Source organism: Actinomycetes bacterium (assembly GCA_035506535.1).
Taxonomy (GTDB): domain Bacteria; phylum Actinomycetota; class Actinomycetes; order DATJPE01; family DATJPE01; genus DATJPE01.
The window spans coordinates 87,546-108,092 of record DATJPE010000001.1 but is presented as its reverse complement, the minus strand read 5'-3'; the positions used below and the strand labels follow the sequence as shown (position 1 = coordinate 108,092).

Annotated in this window: 19 protein-coding genes; 10 read left to right on the top strand and 9 right to left on the bottom strand. The window is 72.9% G+C overall.

Annotated elements, in window-relative coordinates; translation table 11 throughout:
• On the bottom strand, positions 1-1,106 hold a 1,106-nt coding region (locus VMI11_00485; GenBank protein HTY70881.1), incomplete at its 3' end, for an acyl-CoA dehydrogenase family protein.
• A 192-nt stretch (positions 1,107-1,298) separates the two neighbouring features.
• Here VMI11_00485 and VMI11_00480 point away from each other — a divergent pair.
• Entirely contained in the window at positions 1,299-2,624 is a 1,326-nt protein-coding gene (locus tag VMI11_00480; protein ID HTY70880.1) for a UDP-glucose/GDP-mannose dehydrogenase family protein, read from the top strand.
• A gap of 32 nt (positions 2,625-2,656) precedes the next feature.
• On the opposite strand, the gene purE is transcribed toward VMI11_00480, so the two are convergent.
• The 3 genes from purE to VMI11_00465 all read right to left on the bottom strand — a co-directional run bounded on the left by purE (position 2,657) and on the right by VMI11_00465 (position 5,628).
• Positions 2,657-3,184, bottom strand: coding sequence for a 5-(carboxyamino)imidazole ribonucleotide mutase (gene purE / locus VMI11_00475; GenBank protein ID HTY70879.1), 528 nt, complete (start codon positions 3,182-3,184; stop codon positions 2,657-2,659).
• Positions 3,177-4,331 (bottom strand): 5-(carboxyamino)imidazole ribonucleotide synthase, encoded by a 1,155-nt coding sequence (locus VMI11_00470; GenBank protein HTY70878.1) that lies wholly within the window; start codon positions 4,329-4,331, stop codon positions 3,177-3,179. Before VMI11_00470 ends, purE begins: the two co-directional genes overlap by 8 nt.
• A 139-nt stretch (positions 4,332-4,470) precedes the next feature.
• On the bottom strand, positions 4,471-5,628 hold the full coding sequence (locus tag VMI11_00465) for an acyl-CoA dehydrogenase family protein (GenBank protein HTY70877.1): 1,158 nt from the start codon (positions 5,626-5,628) through the stop codon (positions 4,471-4,473).
• A 117-nt stretch (positions 5,629-5,745) separates the two neighbouring features.
• Here VMI11_00465 and VMI11_00460 point away from each other — a divergent pair, with 117 nt between their 5' ends.
• The 3 genes from VMI11_00460 to VMI11_00450 all read left to right on the top strand — a co-directional run bounded on the left by VMI11_00460 (position 5,746) and on the right by VMI11_00450 (position 7,849).
• Entirely contained in the window at positions 5,746-6,234 is a 489-nt protein-coding gene (locus VMI11_00460) for a GtrA family protein (GenBank protein ID HTY70876.1), read from the top strand.
• A gap of 170 nt (positions 6,235-6,404) precedes the next feature.
• Entirely contained in the window at positions 6,405-6,989 is a 585-nt protein-coding gene (locus tag VMI11_00455) for a SigE family RNA polymerase sigma factor (protein ID HTY70875.1), read from the top strand.
• Between the two features lie 596 nt (positions 6,990-7,585).
• Positions 7,586-7,849 (top strand): hypothetical protein, encoded by a 264-nt coding sequence (locus VMI11_00450; GenBank protein HTY70874.1) that lies wholly within the window; start codon positions 7,586-7,588, stop codon positions 7,847-7,849.
• A 137-nt stretch (positions 7,850-7,986) separates the two neighbouring features.
• Here VMI11_00450 and VMI11_00445 read toward each other — a convergent pair whose 3' ends face one another.
• The 5 genes from VMI11_00445 to VMI11_00425 form a co-directional block, all read right to left on the bottom strand.
• Positions 7,987-9,516, bottom strand: a complete 1,530-nt coding sequence (locus VMI11_00445; protein HTY70873.1) for an acyl-CoA carboxylase subunit beta — start codon at positions 9,514-9,516, stop codon at positions 7,987-7,989.
• A gap of 226 nt (positions 9,517-9,742) precedes the next feature.
• Positions 9,743-11,248, bottom strand: coding sequence for a diguanylate cyclase (locus tag VMI11_00440; GenBank protein HTY70872.1), 1,506 nt, complete (start codon positions 11,246-11,248; stop codon positions 9,743-9,745).
• Positions 11,245-12,912 carry a sensor domain-containing diguanylate cyclase gene (locus tag VMI11_00435; GenBank protein HTY70871.1) on the bottom strand — a complete coding sequence of 556 codons (1,668 nt, stop codon included), beginning with the start codon at positions 12,910-12,912 and terminating at the stop codon, positions 11,245-11,247. Before VMI11_00435 ends, VMI11_00440 begins: the two co-directional genes overlap by 4 nt.
• A gap of 198 nt (positions 12,913-13,110) precedes the next feature.
• Complete coding sequence (locus VMI11_00430; GenBank protein HTY70870.1) at positions 13,111-13,644, bottom strand: PH domain-containing protein; 534 nt, start codon at positions 13,642-13,644, stop codon at positions 13,111-13,113.
• A 37-nt stretch (positions 13,645-13,681) separates the two neighbouring features.
• Positions 13,682-14,485: a biotin--[acetyl-CoA-carboxylase] ligase gene (locus VMI11_00425; protein ID HTY70869.1), complete on the bottom strand. Its 804-nt coding sequence runs from the start codon at positions 14,483-14,485 to the stop codon at positions 13,682-13,684.
• Between the two features lie 55 nt (positions 14,486-14,540).
• Between VMI11_00425 and VMI11_00420 the strand changes: the two genes are divergently transcribed.
• From VMI11_00420 to VMI11_00395, 6 genes are read left to right on the top strand one after another with little or no spacing between them, the layout of a single operon-like run.
• Positions 14,541-16,136 carry an acyl-CoA carboxylase subunit beta gene (locus VMI11_00420; GenBank protein ID HTY70868.1) on the top strand — a complete coding sequence of 532 codons (1,596 nt, stop codon included), beginning with the start codon at positions 14,541-14,543 and terminating at the stop codon, positions 16,134-16,136.
• Entirely contained in the window at positions 16,133-16,351 is a 219-nt protein-coding gene (locus VMI11_00415; protein ID HTY70867.1) for an acyl-CoA carboxylase subunit epsilon, read from the top strand. Before VMI11_00420 ends, VMI11_00415 begins: the two co-directional genes overlap by 4 nt.
• Before the next feature lie 19 nt (positions 16,352-16,370).
• Positions 16,371-17,699 (top strand): nucleotide disphospho-sugar-binding domain-containing protein, encoded by a 1,329-nt coding sequence (locus VMI11_00410; protein HTY70866.1) that lies wholly within the window; start codon positions 16,371-16,373, stop codon positions 17,697-17,699.
• Positions 17,696-18,889 carry an aminoglycoside phosphotransferase gene (locus VMI11_00405; protein ID HTY70865.1) on the top strand — a complete coding sequence of 398 codons (1,194 nt, stop codon included), beginning with the start codon at positions 17,696-17,698 and terminating at the stop codon, positions 18,887-18,889. Before VMI11_00410 ends, VMI11_00405 begins: the two co-directional genes overlap by 4 nt.
• Before the next feature lie 20 nt (positions 18,890-18,909).
• Entirely contained in the window at positions 18,910-19,866 is a 957-nt protein-coding gene (locus VMI11_00400) for an SIS domain-containing protein (protein ID HTY70864.1), read from the top strand.
• Positions 19,848-20,450: a Maf family protein gene (locus VMI11_00395; protein HTY70863.1), complete on the top strand. Its 603-nt coding sequence runs from the start codon at positions 19,848-19,850 to the stop codon at positions 20,448-20,450. The genes VMI11_00400 and VMI11_00395 overlap by 19 nt, the downstream gene beginning before the upstream one ends.
• The last annotated feature ends 97 nt before the right edge of the window (positions 20,451-20,547 follow it).

Here is a 20,547-nt window from a genome sequence, read left to right as displayed (position 1 = left end):
CCCTCGTAGATCTGGGTGATCTTCGCGTCGCGCATCATCCGCTCGACGGGGTAGTCCTTGACGTAGCCGTACCCACCGAGGAGCTGCACCGCATCCGTCGTCACCCTCATAGCGGTGTCCGAGGCGAAGGTCTTCGCGGCGGCGGAGAGGTACGTCGCGTCCGCGTCACCGCGCTCGGCCTTCGCGGCGGCGGCGTACGTCATCAGCCGTGCGGCCTCCAGCGCCATGCCCATGTCAGCGAGCATGAACTGCAGGCCCTGGAAGTCCGCGACGGGGCGGCCGAACTGCTTGCGCTCCTTGACGTAGCCGACGGCGAAGTCCAGCGCCCCCTGCGCCACCCCCACCGCTTGCGCCGCGATGGTGGGACGGGTGTGGTCGAGGGTGCGCAGCGCGGTGGAGAACCCAGTGCCCGGGGCCCCGATGAGACGGTCCTCGCCGAGACGCACCCCGTCGAAGTACAGCTCGCGGGTCGGCGAGCCCTTGATGCCCATCTTGCGTTCGGGGGCACCGAGGCTGAAGCCCTCGTCCTCGGCGTGCACGACGAACATCGAGATGCCCCGAGTCCCCGCATCGGGGTCGGTGACGGCCATGACCGTGTAGTACGTCGACACGCCCGCGTTGGTGATCCAGCGCTTGGCGCCCGTGAGCCGCCACCCGTCACCGTCACGGACGGCGCGGGTCGTGATGGAGGCGGCGTCGCTGCCTGCGCCAGGCTCCGACAGGGCGTAGGAGAACATCGCCTCCCCCGAGGCCACCTCCGGCAGGTAGCGCTGGCACACCTCGGGGCCGCCGGCCAGGAGCATGCCCATCGTGCCGAGCTTGTTGACCGCAGGGATCAGCGAGGACGACACGCAGGCGCGGGCGACTTCCTCGATGACGATCGCGGTCGCGACGGCGTCCGCGCCCTGGCCGCCGTACTCCTCGGGGACGTGCACCGCGTGGAAGCCGGCGGAGACCAGCGCCGAGTAGACGTCCCAGGGGAACTCGCCGGTCTCGTCGACCTCCGCGGCACGCGGGGCGATCTTGTCGTCGGCGAGCGAGCGGACGGCCTCGCGAAGCATCTCGTGCTCCTCCGAGGTGGCGAACATCGGGTCGTCTGAAGCCATGGTTCCGCCCTCGCTTGTGACCGATCTGGGGTGATTCTGCTCCAAGGGTGTCACATCAGCCGAAGCGGCGACGACCGGTGACCCCGCGGCCGGCGATCCGTGACTGGTTCACCCGATCGGCCCATCACCCCTGCCGGGCGCTGACCCGCCCGGAGTAACAGTGCGTGCACGGCCCCCACGTAACCTGTGCGCATGACGTTGCGCATCACCGTGTTCGGCACCGGCTATCTCGGAGCGACCCACGCCGCCTGCATGGCCGAGCTCGGGTACGAGGTCCTGGGCGTCGACGTCGACCCGGCGAAGATCGAGGCCCTCTCCGAGGGGCGGGTGCCATTCTTCGAGCCTGGGCTGGACGAGATCCTCGAGCGCAACATCGAGTCGGGGCGGCTGCGGTTCACGACGAGCTACGCGGAGGCGGCCGACTTCGGCGACGTCCACTTCATCGGCGTCGGAACCCCGCAGAAGAAGGGCGAGTACGCCGCCGACGTCTCGGCGCTCGACGCGGTGGTCGAGAGCCTCGCGCCACTGCTCACGCGGCCGAGCGTCGTCGCCGGCAAGTCGACGGTCCCGGTGGGCACGGCCGCCCGGCTCGCCGCGAAGCTGCGGCTGCTGGCTCCGGCCGGCGAGGACGTCGCCCTGGTCTGGAACCCCGAGTTCCTGCGTGAGGGCTTCGCCGTCGAGGACACCCTGCACCCTGACCGGCTGGTGCTCGGCCTCGAGCCGGCTCACGACACCGCCCGCGCCGAGCAGCTCCTGCGCGAGGTCTACCGGCCGATGCTGGAGGCCGGCACGCCGCTCATCGTCACCGACCTGGCCACGGCCGAGCTGGTGAAGGTGTCCGCGAATGCCTTCCTCGCCACCAAGATCTCCTTCATCAACGCCATCTCGGAGGTCTGCGAGACCGTTGGGGCGGACGTGACGACGCTCGCTGACGCGATCGGCCACGACGTACGGATCGGGCGCAAGTTCCTCAACGCCGGTCTCGGCTTCGGCGGCGGGTGCCTGCCCAAGGACATCCGCGCCTTCATGGCCAGGGCCGGCGAGCTGGGTGCCGACCTCACGTTCCTGCGCGAGGTGGACGCCATCAACATGCGGCAGCGCGAGCGCGTCGTGAGCCTGGCACGCGAGGCGTGCGGTGGTTCCGTGCTAGGCCGTCGGGTGGCGGTGCTGGGGGCGGCGTTCAAGCCCGACTCCGACGACATCCGCGACTCCCCCGCCCTCAACGTCGCCGGCCAGCTGCAGCTGCAGGGCGCCCAGGTGTCGGTGTACGACCCCAAGGCGATGGACAACGCGAGGCGCCTGTTCCCGACGCTGACCTACGCCGACAGCGTCGTGGACGCCGCGAAGTCGGCCGACCTGGTTCTCCACCTCACCGAATGGCGCGAGTTCCGCGAGCTCGACCCGGCCGAGCTGGGCGAGGTGGTGGCCGAGCGCAGCGTCATCGACGCCCGCAACATCCTCGACGCATCGGCGTGGCGCGCCGCCGGCTGGACGTACCGGGGCCTCGGGCGCCCCTGACCGTCCACCCGCTCTTGCGGGGAAGAGGCGAGCTAGGCGCTGAAGCCGGTGGGCGTCTCCCGCCGGCGGCGCAGGGCTTGGCCCTTCGCCTTGGCCGTCGCGTTGAGCTCCGCCTGGAACCCGATCATCCGCTCGCGAAGGCGCGCGTCGGAGACGGCGAGGATCCGTACGGCGAGCAGCCCGGCGTTGCGCGCGCCGCCGATGGAGACCGTCGCGACCGGCACGCCGGCCGGCATCTGCACGATGGACAGCAGCGAGTCCAGCCCGGAGAGCTGCTCCAGCGGGACCGGTACGCCGACCACGGGCAGCGGCGTCACCGACGCGAGCATCCCCGGGAGGTGGGCGGCGCCGCCGGCCCCGGCGATGATCACGCGCAGCCCGCGGCCGGCTGCCGACTCGGCGTAGGCCACCATCTCGCGCGGCATGCGGTGCGCGGAGACCACGTCCACCTCGAAGGCGACGTCGAAGTCTGCGAGGACCTCGGCCGCGGCCTGGAGCACCGGCCAGTCGGAGTCCGACCCCATCACCACCCCGACGAGGGGGTCCGCCGCCTCACTCATCCACGTCACCGCGCAGGTACGCCGCCGCGTGGCGGCCCCGCTCCAGCAGGTCGCCGAGGTCCGCGCCCGTCACGGTCACGTGGCCGACCTTACGGCCCGCGCGCACCTGCTTGCCGTACACGTGGACGTGCAGCCCGGGGTCGCGGGCCAGCACGTGCCGGAAGCCGCCGTGCAGGTCCGGCAGGTCGCCGCCGAGGACGTTGACCATGACCGTGTGCGGGGCGAGCGCCGCCGGGGAGCCGAGCGGGTAGTCCAGCACCGCCCGCAGGTGCTGCTCGAACTGCGAGGTGACCGAGCCGTCGATCGTCCAGTGCCCACTGTTGTGCGGACGCATCGCGAGCTCGTTGACCAGGACGCCGCCGACGGTCTCGAACATCTCCACCGCCATGAGACCGACGACGCCGAGCACCCCGGCGACCTCGAGGGCCACCTGCTGCGCGAGGGCCGCGTGCTCGGCGGACAGGCCGGGGGCCGGGGCCACCACCTCCCGGCACACGCCGCGGATCTGCAGCGTCTCGACCACGGGATAGGCGACGGCCTGGCCACTCGGGGATCGAGCGACCAGGGCGGCGAGCTCGCGCGTGTACGGCACGTGCTGTTCGGCGAGCAGCCGTACCCCGGTGGCTCGCGACGACGCGAGCACCCCCGAGGCCTGGTCGAGGGAGTCGACGACGTGGACGCCCTTGCCGTCGTAGCCGCCGCGTGCGGTCTTCAGCACCACCGGCCAGCCATGCTCCTCCGCGAACTCCTCGAGCTCGGCCAGGGTCGCGACCGGGGCCCACGTGGGGACAGGTACGCCGTCCGCGGAGAGCCGTTCGCGCATGAGGATCTTGTCCTGCGCGTGCTCGAGCGCGGCCGGGCCGGGGCGGACGACGTACCCCTGGGCCTCCAGCACGCGAAGGTGGCGCGTCGGCACCTGCTCGTGGTCGAACGTGACGACGTCGCATCCCTCTGCGAAGGCGCGCAGGGTGTCCAGGTCGTCCACGTCACCGACGGTCACGTCCGAGACGACCTGGGCGGCCGCGGAGTCGGCAGCCTCCGAGAGCAGGCGGAAACGCACACCGAGGGAGATGCCGGCCTGGTGGGTCATCCGGGCGAGCTGGCCGCCGCCCACCATGCCCACGACAGGGGCTCCGGCGAGGCTCACGAGCCGCGAGCGTAGCCAGCGCAACGCGGAGCGCGCTCAGTGCCCCCCGCGAGTGCCCCTCGACAGCGGGGCCACCCTGCGCAGGAACAAGACCGACGAAGGCCTCGGACTCGCGGGTGGACAGGCATGCTGCCCGGGCTCAGACGGGCAGGCCGAGGTCCCTCGCGATGAGCAGGCGCTGCACCTCGGACGTACCCTCGCCGATCTCGAGGATCTTCGCGTCCCGGTAGAAGCGGCCGACCGCCGACTCGTTGGTGTAGCCGTAGCCGCCGTGCACCTGGACCGCCCAGCGCGCGTTGTCCATCGCCGCCTCGGAGGCGACCAGCTTGGCGATGGCCGCCTCCCGCCGGTACGGCCGCCCGGAGTCGGCCAGCCCCGCTGCGTGCCACCAGGCGAGCCGCGCGGTGTGGGCACGGGCATCGAGGTCGGCCACCTGGAAGGCGACCGCCTGGTTGGCGCCGATCGGGCGGCCGAAGGCCTCGCGCTGGACGGCGTAACGCGTGCTCTCGTCCACGCATCCCTGGGCGAGCCCGGTCGCCAGTGCCGCGATCGCCACCCGGCCGCCGTCGAGGATCTCGAGGAACTGCGCGAAGCCGCGCCCGCGCTGCCCGACGAGGTGCTCGGCCGGCACCCGGCAGTCCTCGAAGGCGAGCTCGTGGGTGTCCGAGCAGCGCCAGCCGACCTTGTCATAGGACGGCCCGACCGTGAAGCCCGGCGTGCCCTGCGGGACGAGGATCGAGGAGATCTCGGGACGCCCGTCCGGACGCGTGCCGGTCACCGCAGTGACGATGACGAACGCGGTGAGCTCGGTCCCGCTGTTGGTGATGAACGCCTTGCTTCCGTTGAGGACCCACTCCCCACCCTCGAGTCGGGCCGTGGTGCGCGTGGCCCCGGCGTCGGTGCCGCCGGCCGCCTCGGTGAGCCCGAAGGCCCCGAGCACCTCGCCGCTGGCCAGCCGGGGCAGCCAGGCCCGCTTGAGCTCGGGGGAGCCGAAGCGGTGGATGGGCATCGCGCCCAGGGAGACACCGGCCTCGAGGGTGATGGCGAGGGAGGAGTCGACCCGGGCCAGCTCCTCGATGGCGACCCCGAGCGCCAGCAGCCCACCGCCCATCCCGCCCACGTCCTCGGGGAGCGAGAGCCCGAACAGGCCCATGCGGCCCATCTGACGTACGGCGTCGACGGGGAAGGTCCCCTTCTCGTACCAGCCGGCGACCTGCGGCGCCACGACCTCCGTCGCGAACGCGCGTACCGACTCGCGCAGGGCGACGTGCTCCTCGTCCAGGCCGATGTCGACCACGGTCCCTCCTTCGGCGGGCACCCCGTTGTCGACGTGACAGTCGGGCTTCCGTCCTGACGTCATGGTGTCACGTCTGGCGTGCAGGGACCTCTCAGGCGGCCCGGCTATCCTCCAGGGGTGACCGCCTTGACTCAGGCCGTCCGACGGCTGAGCCCGGAGCTGGTCCGGTTCCTCACGGTGGGCGGCCTCGCCTACCTCGTCGACGTCGGCCTGTTCAACCTGCTCCGCTACGGCGGTGGCGACGGCGTCCTGCACGAGAAGCCGTTGACCGCGAAGGCCATCTCTACCGTCGTCGCGACGGTGGTGGCCTACGTCGGCAACCGGTTCTGGACCTACGGCGCGCGGCCCAAGGGCAGCCCGGCGCGCGAGTACGCCATCTTCTTCGTGCTCAACGCGATCGGCCTAGCCATCACCTTGAGCGTGCTGGCGCTCACGCACTACGGCCTCGGGCTCACCTCCCCCCTCGCGGACAACATCTCGGCCAACGTCATCGGCCTGGGTCTGGCCACCGCGTTCCGCTTCTGGAGCTACCGGCGCTACGTCTTCGTTCCGGGCCAGGCCGACACCGACGACCCCCTCGCCGAGACCCTGCGCGACCCCGTCTGACCTGCTCGCGATTTCGCGGAATCCAGGCCTTCAGAGCGGCGCAACCCCCCGATTCCGCGCAATCGCCGGATCGCGTGGACGGACGGAACCTTCCGACACCTTGATCGCGCTTATCGGGCGATCGATGGTTGGGTCGTTCCCAGCCGCAGGGACGAGAGGGGTTGGCGGACGTGGTTCGTCAGGAACTGGACGACCCCGATCTGCCCACGGCCGACGACGCCGGGTTCCTGGCGTGGGCCGCGAGCCGGATGCCGACGCTTCGGCGCCGGGCCTACCTGCTCAGCGGGGACTGGCACACCGCGGACGACCTCGTCCAGGAGTCGCTCGCCGGGATGTTCAAGTCGTGGCCGCGGATTGCACGTGGCGGCAACCTGGACGCGTACGCCGCCCGCGTCATGCTGCACAAGCTGCTCGACGAGCGTCGCCGCCCGTGGCGCCGCGAGACCCCGGTCGACGCCGTCCCGGACCGCGCGGACCGCTCGAGCGAGCAGGCCATGGGCCGGGTCGAGCGCGCCGACGACGAGCTCGCACGTGCGCTTCGGTCGCTGCCGCCCGGCCAACGAGCCGTCGTCGTCCTGCGCTACGGCGATGACCTCCCCCTGGAACAGATCGCCGCCGTGCTCGGCGTACGCCCCGGCACGGTCAAGAGCAGGCTCTCCCGAGCCACCGAGAGCCTGAGACGCGAGCTGGCTCCGTCCGGTGCGCCATCGGGTTCCCCTTCGTCCGTCACGCGAGCACCGCGGAGCCTGGCATGAGCACCGACCTGCGCACCCGCTTCGACCGTGCGGGACGCGACGCCCCGCCCTCGAGGGTCGACCTCCACTCGGCCATGGCGAGGGGCCGGCGGCTGCGTACCCGGCAGCGCGCCTTCATGGCCGCCGCGGCTGCGCTCGTGACAGCCGCCGCCGCGCTCCTGGGCACGCTGGCGTTCGGCGACGCGGGGACGCGCACGGGCGAGGGCCCGACGCCGGTGGGCCGTCCCACGCCCCCTGCTTCCGCCACCGCCTCAGCCAGCCGGACGACTCAGACAGCCCGCCCGGCCGTCTCTGCGAACAGGTCGAACCCCGCCGCGGCCGGGAGTCACGCCCGCGCGAGCACGTCCGTCAGCTCCCCCAAGCCGAGTGGACGGCCACCCAGGTACGTGCAGGTCGTCCGCCTGCCCGACCCCGCGCCCGCGTTCCCGCTACGCCTCCGCACGGACCGGGTTGTGCTGACGAGCGACTGGGATCTCACGGACAAATGGCTAGGGACCGGTCCGAGGTGGCTGGCGCCGCCGAGGTGGGCCGCGTCATTCGAAGTGGGGCGACCGGCAACGCCCGCCATCCAAGCGTCCCCCTCCACACAGGTTCGCATGACGATCCTCGTCGGCAAGTTCCCCCTCCCCACTCTCCCGGGGACCAACCCGAATCTGCAGGGTCTGTACTTCACCACGACCACCGTCCGAATCGCCGGCGTCAAGGGGTACGTGACCCATTGGGGCCGCAAGGAGATCTGGGGTGACGACGCCTACTTCACCAAGCACGGGATGACCGTGGTCATGATGAGCAGCAGCTGGCCCCAGGTGCCCTCGACGGAGCAGTTCATCGACCTCGGCAACGCCCTGACCGGCCTGTGACCCTCGTGTCAGGGGACCAACCAATGCCCGCTGCTCGGACTGTCGCCCGACGCACTGACCGCGATTGCGCGGAATCCAGACCTTCCGAGCGCCCCAACCCCCCGATTCCGCGCAATCGCCGGAGTGGAGGGTGGTCGCTAGACGGGGGTGATCCCGTGGCGGCGGCGGGAGAAGGAGCGGTCCTTGGTCGCCGCAGCCCGTAGCCGGCGGACGAGCTCCCCGCGCAGCTCGTCCGGCTCGACGACTGCATCCACCACGAGCTCGCTGGCCAGCCGGATCAGGTCGACGTCCTCGTCGTACTCCGCCCGCCGGGCCGCAACGAAGGCCGCCTGCTCGTCCTCGGGCAGTGCGGCGATCGTGTTGGCGTAGACGGCGTTCACCGCCGCCTCCGCACCCATCACGGCGATCCGGGCCGACGGGAGCGCGAGCGTGGCATCCGCGTCGAAGGCGGGCCCGCACATGGCGTACAGGCCGGCGCCGTACGCCTTGCGCACGACGACGCACACCTTCGGGACCGTCGCCTCCGACACCGCGCTGATCATCTTGGCGCCGTGGCGGATGATGCCCTGCTTCTCGACGGCCGTGCCGACCATGAAGCCGGGTACGTCCGCGAGGAACACCAGCGGGACGTTGAACGCATCACACATCTGGACGAAGCGGGTGGCCTTGTCCGCCGAGTCGACGAAGAGCACCCCGCCCTTGACCATCGGGTTGTTCGCGACGATGCCCACCACCTCGCCCTCGAGGCGGCCGATCCCCGTGACGAGCTCGCGCGCCCAGCGCGCGTGCACCTCGAAGAAGGAGTCTGCGTCGAGCAGGCCGCGGACGAAGCGGCGCATGTCGAAGACCTGGCGCTCGCTCGCCGGGACGAGCGACGCAAGGTCGACCGGCTCCGGCGGTCGGGGGTCGGCCGCGGGAGGCGTACCGGTCCACGACGACGGAAGCAGGGAGAGGAAGCGCCGGACGACCTCCAGGGCCGCGGGCTCGTCCGGGACGAGCACGTGCCCGACCCCGGACTGCTCGCAATGGACCCGGGCCCCGCCCATCTCCTCCAGCGTCGTCTTCTCGCCGGTCACCATCTCGACCATGCGCGCGGAGCCGAGGTACATCGACGCGTTGCCCTCGACCATGACGACCAGGTCGCAGAACGCCGGGATGTACGCCCCACCGGCCGCACTCGGCCCGAACAGCGCGCACACCTGCGGGATCGAGCCGGAGGCGCGTACCTGGGTGTGGAAGATGCGTCCCGCACCCCGCCGCCCCGGGAACATCGCGACCTGGTCGGTGATCCGGGCGCCGGCCGAGTCGACGAGGTAGACCATGGGCACGCCGGTGGCGTAGGCGCGCTCGATCACCCGGATGATCTTCTCGACGGTGCGCGCACCCCACGAGCCGGCCTTCACCGTCGAGTCGTTGGCCATCAGGCAGACCGGGCGCCCGTCGACGGTGGCGCTGCCGGTGACGACGCCGTCCGCGGGCAGCCCCTCGGCCAGGACGTTGGCCAGCAGGCCGTCCTCGGCGAAGGAGCCCTCGTCGACGAGCAGCCGTACGCGCTCGCGCGCGAACAGCTTGCCCTTGGCCGCCGCCGCCTCGTGGTAGCGAGCCGCGCCGCCGGCGAGCACCCTCGTCCGCAGCGTCTCCAGGGCGGGTGCCTCGTCGTCCGGCATGCCCCGAGGCTAAGCCCCGGGCGGGTCCCCGCCGCCCACGGCCCGCCGCCACCCGACCCCGAACCCACCGCCGGACCCCAGCCCCGCCCGACCCCGGACCCGCCCATCCCCGGACCCGCCGATCGCGACTGAACGCGGCGTTCCGTCGGCCCTATTGGAAGAACGCCGCGTTCATCGCATCAAAGAGGGGTGGAGTTGCCAGAGGGGTGGGGTGCCAGGGGGGCGGTCAGCCGACGACGGCGACGGCGGCGAGAGCGCGCAGGGTCGGCAGGACGCCGAGCAGGGTGGCGTCGGCGTCGGAGGCCAGCTCGACCACCCAGTCGCCCACCTGCACGAAACCGACGCGCAGCCGCCCCCGCACCTCGGCGAGCGGCGCGTCCGGGTCGCCCGCGAGGAGCTCGGCCCCCGACGTGGCGGCCGCGCGTACCCAGACCGCGCCGGACGGCCACGGCAACGCCATCCGGGGCTCGCCCGCGGAGGAGACCACCGGCGTGGCGGCGCCGTCGCTCACGCGGGAGACGACCCACGACTCCGCGCCGACCTCCTCGCAGATCGTCCGCGCCAAGAACGCCAGACGGTCCGCGGGGCTGGGACCGGCCTCCCTGGCCAGGTCCGCGAGGACGCGGGGCAGCAGGTCCGAGCCCGGCCGGCCACGCCAACGGCGCCGCTCGGGGCGGCCGACCGCGTCGCGACCGGCGACCACCGGTCGCGCCGAGCCGGCCGCCTTGGCCGCGTACTGCGCCTCGTCCGCCCAGGAGAGCAGCTGCTCACGGGTGACCGGGCCGGGGGCGAGGCTGCTGCTGGCCACGCCGACGGCCACGCCGCGGATGTAGGGGACGTCGGTGGCCAGGTGCAGGAAGTCCTCGGCCACCGCGAGCGCGTCGTCGGCGTCGCCCTCGACCACGACGCAGAACTCGTCCCCGCCGATGCGCCCCGCCAGCGAGCCGGGGTGCCGCCCGGCCGCTCGTGACAGGGCGGCCGCGATGGCCCGCAACGCCTGGTCGCCCTGGGCGTGGGTGAAGGCGTCGTTGGCCGCCTTGAGGCCGTTGACGTCGGCCATCACCAGGGCGACCGGGCCGTGGTCGGCGGACCCGAGCAGGCGCTCGAGGCGTTCCTCGATGAGCCGGCGGTTGCCCAGCCCGGTCAGCGGGTCGGAGTAGGCCAGGCGCCGGACCCGGGCCACGTGCTCGACCTGCCCGAGACCCGCCGAGATCAGCCCGGCGAAGGCGACCGCGAAGTCCAGGTCACCGGGGCCGAAGGAGGCGGCGTCGGGACCGCGGCGCACGAGCAGCGCACCCCAGACGCTGCCGTCGTGGACGATCGGCACGCCGAGCGCGGACCGGCTGCCGTCCGACGTGAGGTCCTGGCGGGCGGCCGGCGAGACGAGCGGGTCGTCGAGGGAGGCCACCCACGGGGCGGCGTCGGCGGCGAGGGCGGCGAACTCGGGGTGGTCGGCGAGGGTGCGTACGTCGTCGGCGTGGCGCGCGCGCTCCGCCGCGCTCAGGTCCCCCGCCGTGACCAGCACCCGCAGCGAGCCACGCTCGAGCTCGAAGCGCCCGATCGCGGCGATGCGGGCGCCGAAGGCGAAGCGCGCCTCGTGGGCGGCGACCTCGGCGACCTGGACCACGGTGCGCGCGGGTACCAGGGCCCGGGCGAGGCGGGCCAACCCGGCCAGCCGGTCGCCCGCTTCCGACGCCCCCGGGCCGGCCGGCACGCGGTCGGGTCCGGTCACGGCCCGGCGAGCGCGACGGCCACGAGGGCGCGCAGCGTGGGTCCGAGGTGGTCGACTCCGGCGCTGATCTCGTCGGTGAAGACCTCGAGCAGCCAGCCCACGCCGTCGCGGTCCCGCCCGCCGGCCATGAGGTTGCGCGTGTAGCCCGCACCCGCCAGCAGGGTCTGCTCAGCCGGGTCGCAGTCGGCGCTGGCCACGTCGAGGACGACGCCGGCGCCGTCCAGCGCGGCCGCCGTCACCGGGTAGTCCGCCAGCGCGTAGTCGGAGTTGGCCGGGTTCCAGAACTCGCTGCGTCCCGCGGCGTGGTCGGCCGAGCTGCGGAAGGAGGAGAACGTCACCGTGCCGACGACGCCGGTCCCGGGCAGCTCGTGGCTGACGCACCAGGCAGAGGCGTCGACGAGGCGGGCGACGGTGTCCGCCACCACCTCCATGCGGCCAGCGGAGTCGCGGCCCGGGTGGTGGTCGAGGGACTCGACGACGTCGTCGAGAACGCGGACCGCGTCGGCCGTCTTGCGCGAGCGCAGCCGTCGACGATCGTGCCCGGCAGGGGTGCGTACGTCGGCCAACCGCACCGTGGCGTCATCCGGGAGCCCTCGCCCGGCGATGACCGGGCGGCGCGACCGGCTGCGCTTGGCGCGCATCTGGGCGGCGTCGGCGAGCCGGAACAGCCGGGCCGGGGTCTCCACGGGGCCGACCGGGTCACCGGTCGACGCCACGCCGCAGGCGACGCCCTCGTCGAGGCTGGCGGCGGCCCGACGACAGAGGTCCTCGGCGACCATCGCGGCGAGGTCGGCGTCGCTGCCCTCCAGGACGACGCAGAACTCATCGCCGCCGGTACGCCCGGCCAGGCTGCCCGGCGCGAGCCCGGCCGCGGCGGACAGCAGCCCGGCCACGTGCACCAGCGCGCGGTCGCCGGCGTCGTGGCCGCGCTGGTCGTTGATCCGCTTCAGCCCGTTGACGTCGACCACGACGAGGCTGACGGTCCGCTGGTCGAGGCGGTGGTGGGCCAGCGCCGCGTCCAGCCGGTCGTCGATGGCCCGGCGGTTGGCCAGACCGGTCAGCGGGTCGGTGTAGGCCAGCCGGGCCACCCGCTCCAGGTGCTGGACCTGCGCGACGCCGGCCGCGATCTGGCCGGACACGGCCAGCGCGTAGTCGATGTCGGCGGCGGTGTAGGGCGGGTCCTCCACGTAGCGCGTGGCGAACAGCTCACCCCAGACCCGGCCCTCGAGGACGATCGGGACCCCCATGCACGAGCCCTTGCCGAGCTGGCGCAGCAGGCCGGCGACCCCGGCGTCGATCCCGGGACTCGAGGGGTCGTCGTGCAGCGTCTGCAGATAGGGGATGGCGTCCTCGAAGAGCGGCTCGACGACGCCGTACTCGTCGACCAGGTAGAACTCATCGACCGGCTCCGGGACCTCGCCCGGGCCGAGGTCGCCCACGTTGAGCAGCGCGCGTACCCGGCCCCGGTCGCGCTCCCAGACCGAGACCGACACGCTGGCCGCCCCGAGCGCCTGCAGAGCGGCCTCGGCGGTCAGCCGCAGCACCTCGTCGAAGGCCTCCGCGCTCGCGACGACCTTGGCGATCTCGACGAGGGCGGCGAGTCGGCGCGAGGTGTCCGTCTGCCTGTCGACAGGCGGATGCCCGAGGGTGACCTCGCCCTCCACGGCTACCCACCTCCCGGCCGGCCGCTGCTCGACCGCTCCCTAGAACAGCATCTCCTCCCGACACGCGGAAGGATCCCCCGGCATCGTCCTCGGCCGGTCGAGACTGGGGCCTGACGCTACGTCCCCCGAACGCCGCCCGGGAAGGGCGAGTCTCACCCGCCCGGAGCAGCGCCGGCGACAGGGCCGCGGCGACAGGGCTCAGTCGTCCGAGACGGCCGCCTCCCCGTGGCCGCCCGCGCGGCGGCGCTCGTCGTCGGCCTCGCGCAGCCGGTAGATCTCGCGCTGCACCTCCTCGACGTGCGGCAGGTTGCTGATCACGAGGTCGTCGTCGGAGGCGGAGGCGACCCTCAGGGTCCCGCAGTTCAGCAGGCGCTCCAGCAGGTTGTAGTCGAAGGAGACGTCGTTGACCTTCGACAGCGCCATGTCACGCCCGCTGCGCGAGAGGATCCCGGTACGGGTGATGATGCGGCGGTCGGTGAAGACGTATTGGCTGGTCATCCAGCCAAGGAACGGCTTGACCACGTAGCGCACGATGAGCACCAGCGCCACGATGAGCACCAGCCAGGTCAGGTACTTGCCGGTGTCGCCCCCGGGCATGACGGTGAGCAGGTACGTCGTCCCGGCGACGATCGCCACCAGCACGATGGCCGGCGTCACCAGGGCGCGCCAGTGCTGACGCATCTCGAACTCGATCCGTTCTCCGGAGGCGAGCAGCTTCGCTGGGTAGGCCATGGCCAAGCATGGTGGCAGAACGAGGGTCCCGACACACTCAGCGGACGTGCACCACGTCCCCGGCCGCGACAGCGACGACCTCGGCTGAGCCCTCGGGACGCACGACCAGGCACCCCTCGTGGTCCACGTCGAGCGCGGTGCCGGCGAGGACGTCGCCCGTCGGCAGGGCCACGCGCACCAGGGTGCCCAGCGTCGCCGAGCACTGCCGATACGCCTTCCGCAGTCCCTGGTCCGGGTCCCCGCCCGCCGCCTCCCAGGCGAGCAGCCGCGCGCCCAGCTCGTCGAGGATCCGCGCCAGAAGTGACTCACGGTCCACCTCACCTGCTCCGGCGAGGACGAGCGACGTGGCCGACGGTGCCGGCAGCTCGTCGTCGCGCTGGGACACGTTGAGACCGATCCCGATCACGGCCAGCGCGGCCTCGCCCACCTCGACCCGCTCGGCGAGGACCCCCGCCAGCTTGCGTCCGTCGGGCGCGAGCAGGTCGTTGGGCCACTTCAACCGGGCCGACACGCCGGTCGCCTCGGTGACCGCGTCGCGCAGGGAGATGCCGGCGAGCAGCGGGAGCCAGCCCCAGCGCGGTGCGGGCACCTTCGGGTGCAGCAGTGACGAGAAGGTGAGCGCGCGTCCGGGCGGAGCCTGCCAGCCACGTCCCTGCCGGCCCTTCCCGGCCCGCTGCAGCTCGGTCACGAGCACCGTGCCGGCCTCGGCACGCCCCTCCCGCGCCCAGTGGGCGAGGTCGGTGTTGGTCGACCCGGTCTCGGCGACGAACGCCAGCCGGGTCCACGGACCGCCCGGCCGCAGCAGCTCCTCGACCCGCTGAGCGTCCAGCGTCTCGAGCACCGGACTACGCTACGGCCCGCTGGCCGCCGCCGCTGCCGAGGAGACGCACACGCCCATGGTCGCCGAGCCCGTGCCCCCCGAGATCCCCGACCTGCACACGACCGCCGGCAAGCTCGCCCAGCTGCGGCACAAGGTCGACGAGGCCTTCCACGCCGGGTCGGTCGTCGCCATCGAGAAGCAGCACGCCCGCGGCAAGGGGACGGCGCGGGAACGCATCGAGATGCTGCTCGACGAGGGCTCCTTCGTCGAGCTCGACGCCCTGGCCCGCCACCGGACGACCAACTTCGGGCTGCAGGCGCAGCGCCCGTACGGCGACGGCGTGGTCACCGGCTACGGCACGGTCGACGGGCGGCCCATCGCGGTGTTCTCGCAGGACTTCACCGTCTTCGGCGGCAGCCTCGGCGAGGTCTACGGCGAGAAGATCGTCAAGGTCATGGACCTCGCGCTGCGCATCGGCTGCCCCGTGGTAGGCATCAACGACTCGGGCGGGGCGCGCATCCAGGAGGGTGTCGCCGCGCTCGGCCTCTACGCCGAGATCTTCAAGCGCAACGTGCACGCGAGCGGGGTGGTCCCGCAGATCTCGCTCATCATGGGCCCCTGCGCTGGCGGGGCGGTCTACTCCCCCGCGATCACCGACTTCGTCGTCATGGTCGACCAGACCTCGCACATGTTCATCACCGGGCCCGACGTCATCAAGACGGTGACGGGTGAGGACGTGGAGTTCGAGGAGCTCGGCGGAGCACGTACCCACAACTCACGAAGCGGCGTCGCCCACCACATCGCACCGGACGAGGCGGCGGCCATCGACCTGGTCAAGGCGCTGCTGTCGTTCCTGCCCAGCAACAACCTCGACGAGCCGCCGACATTCGACGAGCCCGCGGACCTCACCCCCACCGAGGAGGACCTCGCGCTCGACACGCTGGTCCCCGACGCCGCGAACCACCCCTACGACATCCGCAAGGTGATCGAGGCCGTGCTCGACGAGGGCGACTTCCTCGAGGTGCAGCCGCTGTTCGCCCCGAACATCGTGATCGGCTTCGGGCGCGTCGAGGGACGCTCCGTCGGGGTGGTCGCCAACCAGCCGATGCAGCTCGCGGGCACCCTGGACATCGACGCCTCGGAGAAGGCAGCCCGGTTCGTGCGCTGCTGCGACGCGTTCAACATCCCGGTGCTGACCTTCGTGGACGTCCCCGGCTTCCTCCCCGGGACCGACCAGGAGTGGAACGGCATCATCCGGCGCGGCGCCAAGCTCATCTACGCCTACGCGGAGGCAACCGTCCCGCTGGTCACGGTCATCACGCGCAAGGCGTACGGCGGTGCCTACGACGTCATGGGCTCCAAGCACCTCGGCGCGGACGTCAACCTCGCGTGGCCGACCGCGCAGATCGCCGTCATGGGGGCGCAGGGGGCGGTGAACATCCTGTACCGCTCGGAGCTGCGCGAGGCCGACGACGTCGAGGCCACCCGCACTCGCCTCATCAACGACTACGAGGACACCCTGCTCAACCCCTACATCGCCGCCGAGCGAGGCTACGTCGACGCCGTGATCGAGCCCTCCCAGACCCGTGAACACATCGTGCGGGCGCTGCGCACGCTGCGGACCAAGCGGGGCAACCGGCTGCCGCGCAAGCACGGGAACATCCCCCTGTGAGCGCCGATCCCCCCTCGGTACGAGTCGTGCGGGGACACGCCAGCGACGAGGAGGTCGCGGCGCTCGTCGCGGCCCTCGCCGTGGTGGCGGCCCGGCAGCGCACCGAACGCCGGCCACAGCCGGCGCGGTCGTGGTGGGCGCGCCCCTCGCGCAACATCAGGCCGCCCCTCGGCCCCGGACGCGGGTCGTGGCTGGCATCGGGCTACCCGCGCTGACGCGTGTTGAATGCCTCCCATGGTCGGCGACGGCGCCGCGGGCGCTCCCCTGACGGTCCTGTTCATGCCCGAGTCGGCGTACGGGCCGACCAACAACTGCATCGGCATCGGCGACGTGCTGCGCCGGCGCGGTCACCGCGTCGTCTTCGCGGCCGAGGCGTCCTGGCAGGGCCGGCTGGCGGCGCTGGGCTTCGAGGAGGACCTCGTCCACCTCGCTCCTCCGCCGGCGGACGGTGACGGCGGCGACGCCGGGCAGTTCTGGAAGGACTTCATCCGCGACACCGCGCCGGAGTTCCGCAAGCCGACGATCGAGCAGCTCGAGACGTTCATGCGGCCGACGTGGCAGGCCCTCATCGACGGCGCGCGCTACTGCGAGCCGCAGCTGCGCGAGATCCTCGAGCGGGTTCGCCCCGACGTCGTGGTCGAGGACAACGTGGTGGCGTTCCCGGCGCTGACGACGTACGGCGCCCCCTTCGTGCGCATCGTCTCCTGCAACCCCCTCGAGGTCCCCGGGCCAGGCATCCCCCCGGCGTACTCCGGGCTGCCCGCGGCCGACCCGTCCGTCTGGGCCGCGTTCCGTGCCGAGTACGACCGGACCCACCGCCCGATGTGGCAGGAGTTCGACGCGTGGGTGCAGGAGCAGGGCGCGGCGCCGCTTCCCGACCTGGAGTTCGTCCACACCTCGCCGACGGCCAACCTGTACGTCTTCCCGCGCGAGGCGGACTACACCGACGCGCGCCCCCTCGACCGGACCTGGCACCGGCTGGACTCGAGCGTCCGGCGCACCGACGCGACCTTCGAGGTGCCGGAGCAGCTTCGCGAGCGCCCCGAGGGCAGCGCGCTCGTCTACCTCTCGCTGGGCTCCCTGGGGAGTGCGGACGTCGACCTCATGCGTCGGCTCGTGGCCGTGCTCGGCCGCAGCCGGCACCGCTTCATCGTCTCGAAGGGACCCCGCCACGACGAGCTGGACCTGCCGGACACGATGTGGGGAGCGGAGTTCGTGCCGCAGACCTCGGTCCTGCCGCAGGTCGACCTGGTGATCACCCACGGCGGCAACAACACGACGACCGAGGCGTTCCACTTCGGCAAGCCCATGGTCGTGCTGCCGCTCTTCTGGGACCAGTACGACAACGCCCAGCGCGTCCACGAGCTCGGGTACGGCCTTCGGCTCGACACCTACGGCGTCGACGACGACGAGCTCGTCGGCGCCGTGGACCGCATCGCCGACGACGCGGTCCTGCGGGCCCGCCTGGAGCGCATCGGCGCCGCGGTCCGCGGGCGAGACGGCCTGATGCGGGGAGCCGACGTGATCGAACGGGTCGGCCTGGGGCGATCGAGCATCGGGTGATCGAGCACGGGGTGATCGAGCCGGCGGTCCACGAGGGTCCGGACGGCTGGTGGGTGGAGGTCGTCGACGGCGACTCGGCCGCGCTGGTCTCCGGCCTCGCCGCCGGGACCTCCGGCCTCGTCACCGGGACGACGGTCGGTCACGGCGTCAGGGTCGGGCGGCTGCGGGGCGTCTGGCGGGGCGGGCCGGCGCCCGCCGCACCGACGGAGACGCCGATAACCGTGGACCAGACCCAGTACTCGGTGATCGTGGGCGGCGTCGGGAGCGGGGATGCCGTCGTCGTGAAGTGGACGGTCCACCCGACCGCGTCCGCCTCGCCCGCGCCACGACGTACCGTGCATCTCGCCGAGGTCGGCTTCACCGAGCAGCCGGCGCCGCTGGGCGAGGTCTACCTGGACGCGGACTTCGGGACGCCCGTGCTGCTCGCCGCCGTCACCAGCCACCTGCCGGGCGCACGTGACGGCTGGGACTTCTACGTCGAGGACGTCCGCAGCTACGCCCGCGGCGACGCCGTCGACGTCCTCGCGGCGGCCCGTCACCTGGGCGGGCTGGTCGCGCGGATGCACAACGCGCTCGCGACACCCTCCTCCCTCGAGCGGCACCCCGGGGGCACGGCGGACGCGGCGCGCGTGCGGACCTGGCACCAGCGAGCCCTCGACACCCTGGAGGAGGCGCTCGCCCTGACGGGTGGCCCAGAGGGCGAGCGCCTCCGCGCCCTCGCGCCGAAGGCCCGGGCGAGCCTCGCCGTGCTGTCCGAGGTGGACAGCACGCCGGTCCAGCCGGTGCACGGCGACCTGCACGTCGGCCAGGTGCTGCGCTGGGAGGGCGGGTACGCCGTCAACGACTTCGACGGCAACCCGGTACTGCCGCCAGCCGAGCGGCTCGCCCCGCAGCCGACGGCGCGTGACGTCGCGGGGATGCTGGCATCGCTGGACCACGTCGGGCGGGTCGCGCTGCGACACGCGCCCGACGCCGACGCCAGCCGCGTCGAGGCGTGGATCGCGACGGCCCACGAGACGTTCCTGGCGAGCTATCTCGAGACCCTGGGTGCGGACGCGGACCGCTTCGACGAGCGGCTGCTGGCCCCCTTCGCGGTCGAGCAGGAGTGCCGCGAGTACGTCTACGCCGCGCGTCACCTGCCCCGCTGGCTCTACGTCCCGGACGCCGCGCTGCCGGCGCTGCTCGGCTGACGCGCGGACAGACTGCGCCCATGGACCCGGCCGGATTCCTCGCCGACGTCGAACGCCGCCCCGAGACGCTCGCGTACCTCGCGGACGTGCTCGTCCAGGCCCGGCCCTTCACGCGGCTGCTGGACGGGATCGACGAGATCGTGCTGCTGGGCATGGGCTCCTCCGCGTACGCCGCGGGTGTCGCGGCGGCGCGGATGCGCGCGCACGGGCTGCGGGCCACCGCCGAGCTGGCCTCCAGCGACCTGCTGCCACCACCGCGCTCCGGGCAGCTCGTCGTCGCGGTGTCGGCCTCGGGGACCTCGCCGGAGACCCTCGACGCCACCGAGCGATACCGCGGGCGGACCCGCGTCCTGGCGGTCACCGAGGTCGGCGGCAGCCCGCTCGACGGACTCGCCATCGAGACCGTGCCGCTGCTGTGCGGCCCCGAGGAGGGAGGTGTCGCCTGCCGGAGCTTCACCCACACCCAGGCCGTGCTTCTGGCGCTCGAGAAGACTGCGACCGGTCGGCTCGGCGACCTCACACCGGTCCTCGAGGCGGCGGTCGATGCCACCGCCGATCTGATGTCGCGCCGCGATCGGTGGTTGCCAGCCGTCGCGGATCACCTCGACGGGCCGGCCGGGGTGTACATCGCGGCGCCGGCCCGCCGGTTCGGCACAGCGCAGCAGTCGGCGCTCATGGTCCGCGAAGGGCCCCGCCGCCCCTCGACCGCCTGCGAGACCGGCGACTGGAACCACGTCGACGTCTACCTGACCAAGACCCTGGACTACCGGCTGCTGCTGCTCGCCGGATCGGCGCAGGACGGCGAGCTGCTGGGCTGGACGGCGCAGCGCGGCTCCACCGTCGTCACGGTTGGTGCGGACCCGGCCGGGTCGGCGTACGGCCTGCGCTACGCCCACGACGACGTCGACGACGTACGGCTGCTCGCCGACGTGGTCGTCGCCGAGCTGGTGGCGCACCGATGGTGGGCGTCGCCGTGAGGTTCGTGCTCGCCTCCGCCTCCCCCGGCCGGCTCGGGGTGCTCCGTGCGGCCGGGGTGTCGCCCGAGGTCGTCGTGAGCGGGGTCGACGAGGACGGCGTGGACGGCCCGCCCGAGGCGGTCGCCCTGGAGCTGGCCCGCCGCAAGGCGCGCGCGGTCGCCGACCGGCTGGCCGACCCGGACGCCGTCGTGGTCGGCTGCGACTCGGTGCTCGACCTCGACGGGACGGCGTACGGCAAGCCCGCCGATGCCGCCGAGGCACGGCTGCGCTGGCGGATGATGCGGGGCCGTGACGGGGTGCTCCGGACCGGCCACTGCGTGATCCACCGAGGGCAGGAGGCCGCGGCCGCGGCGTCGACCGTCGTGCGCTTCGCCGACGTCGGTGACGACGAGATCGACGCGTACGTCGCCAGCGGCGAGCCGCTGCGGGTGGCCGGCGCCTTCACCCTGGACGGGCTCGGCGGCTGGTTCGTCGACGGGGTCGACGGGGACCCGTCGAACGTCGTGGGCCTGTCCCTGCCCCTCCTGCGCCGCATGCTGGCCCAGGCCGGCGTCGCCGTCACTGACGTGTGGCGGACCTCCTGACCCGCAGGTGCGCGGACCTTCGACCATGGGACGACCGCACCTGCGAACGCAGCCGCGGGAGGCGTTGAGGCCTGTCGGTGGCGAGGACGAGGATCGC

Bases quoted from the DNA above. Each gene is read 5' to 3' on its own strand.
- purE (HTY70879.1), bottom strand. From the start codon at position 3,184: ATGAGTGAGGCGGCGGACCCCCTCGTCGGGGTGGTGATGGGGTCGGAC.
- VMI11_00400 (HTY70864.1), top strand. From the start codon at position 18,910: ATGGACCCGGCCGGATTCCTCGCCGACGTCGAACGCCGCCCCGAGACG.
- VMI11_00480 (HTY70880.1), top strand. From the start codon at position 1,299: ATGACGTTGCGCATCACCGTGTTCGGCACCGGCTATCTCGGAGCGACC.
- VMI11_00430 (HTY70870.1), bottom strand. From the start codon at position 13,644: ATGGCCTACCCAGCGAAGCTGCTCGCCTCCGGAGAACGGATCGAGTTC.
- VMI11_00450 (HTY70874.1), top strand. From the start codon at position 7,586: ATGACGATCCTCGTCGGCAAGTTCCCCCTCCCCACTCTCCCGGGGACC.
- VMI11_00410 (HTY70866.1), top strand. From the start codon at position 16,371: ATGGTCGGCGACGGCGCCGCGGGCGCTCCCCTGACGGTCCTGTTCATG.
- VMI11_00395 (HTY70863.1), top strand. From the start codon at position 19,848: ATGGTGGGCGTCGCCGTGAGGTTCGTGCTCGCCTCCGCCTCCCCCGGC.
- VMI11_00445 (HTY70873.1), bottom strand. From the start codon at position 9,516: ATGCCGGACGACGAGGCACCCGCCCTGGAGACGCTGCGGACGAGGGTG.
- VMI11_00420 (HTY70868.1), top strand. From the start codon at position 14,541: ATGGTCGCCGAGCCCGTGCCCCCCGAGATCCCCGACCTGCACACGACC.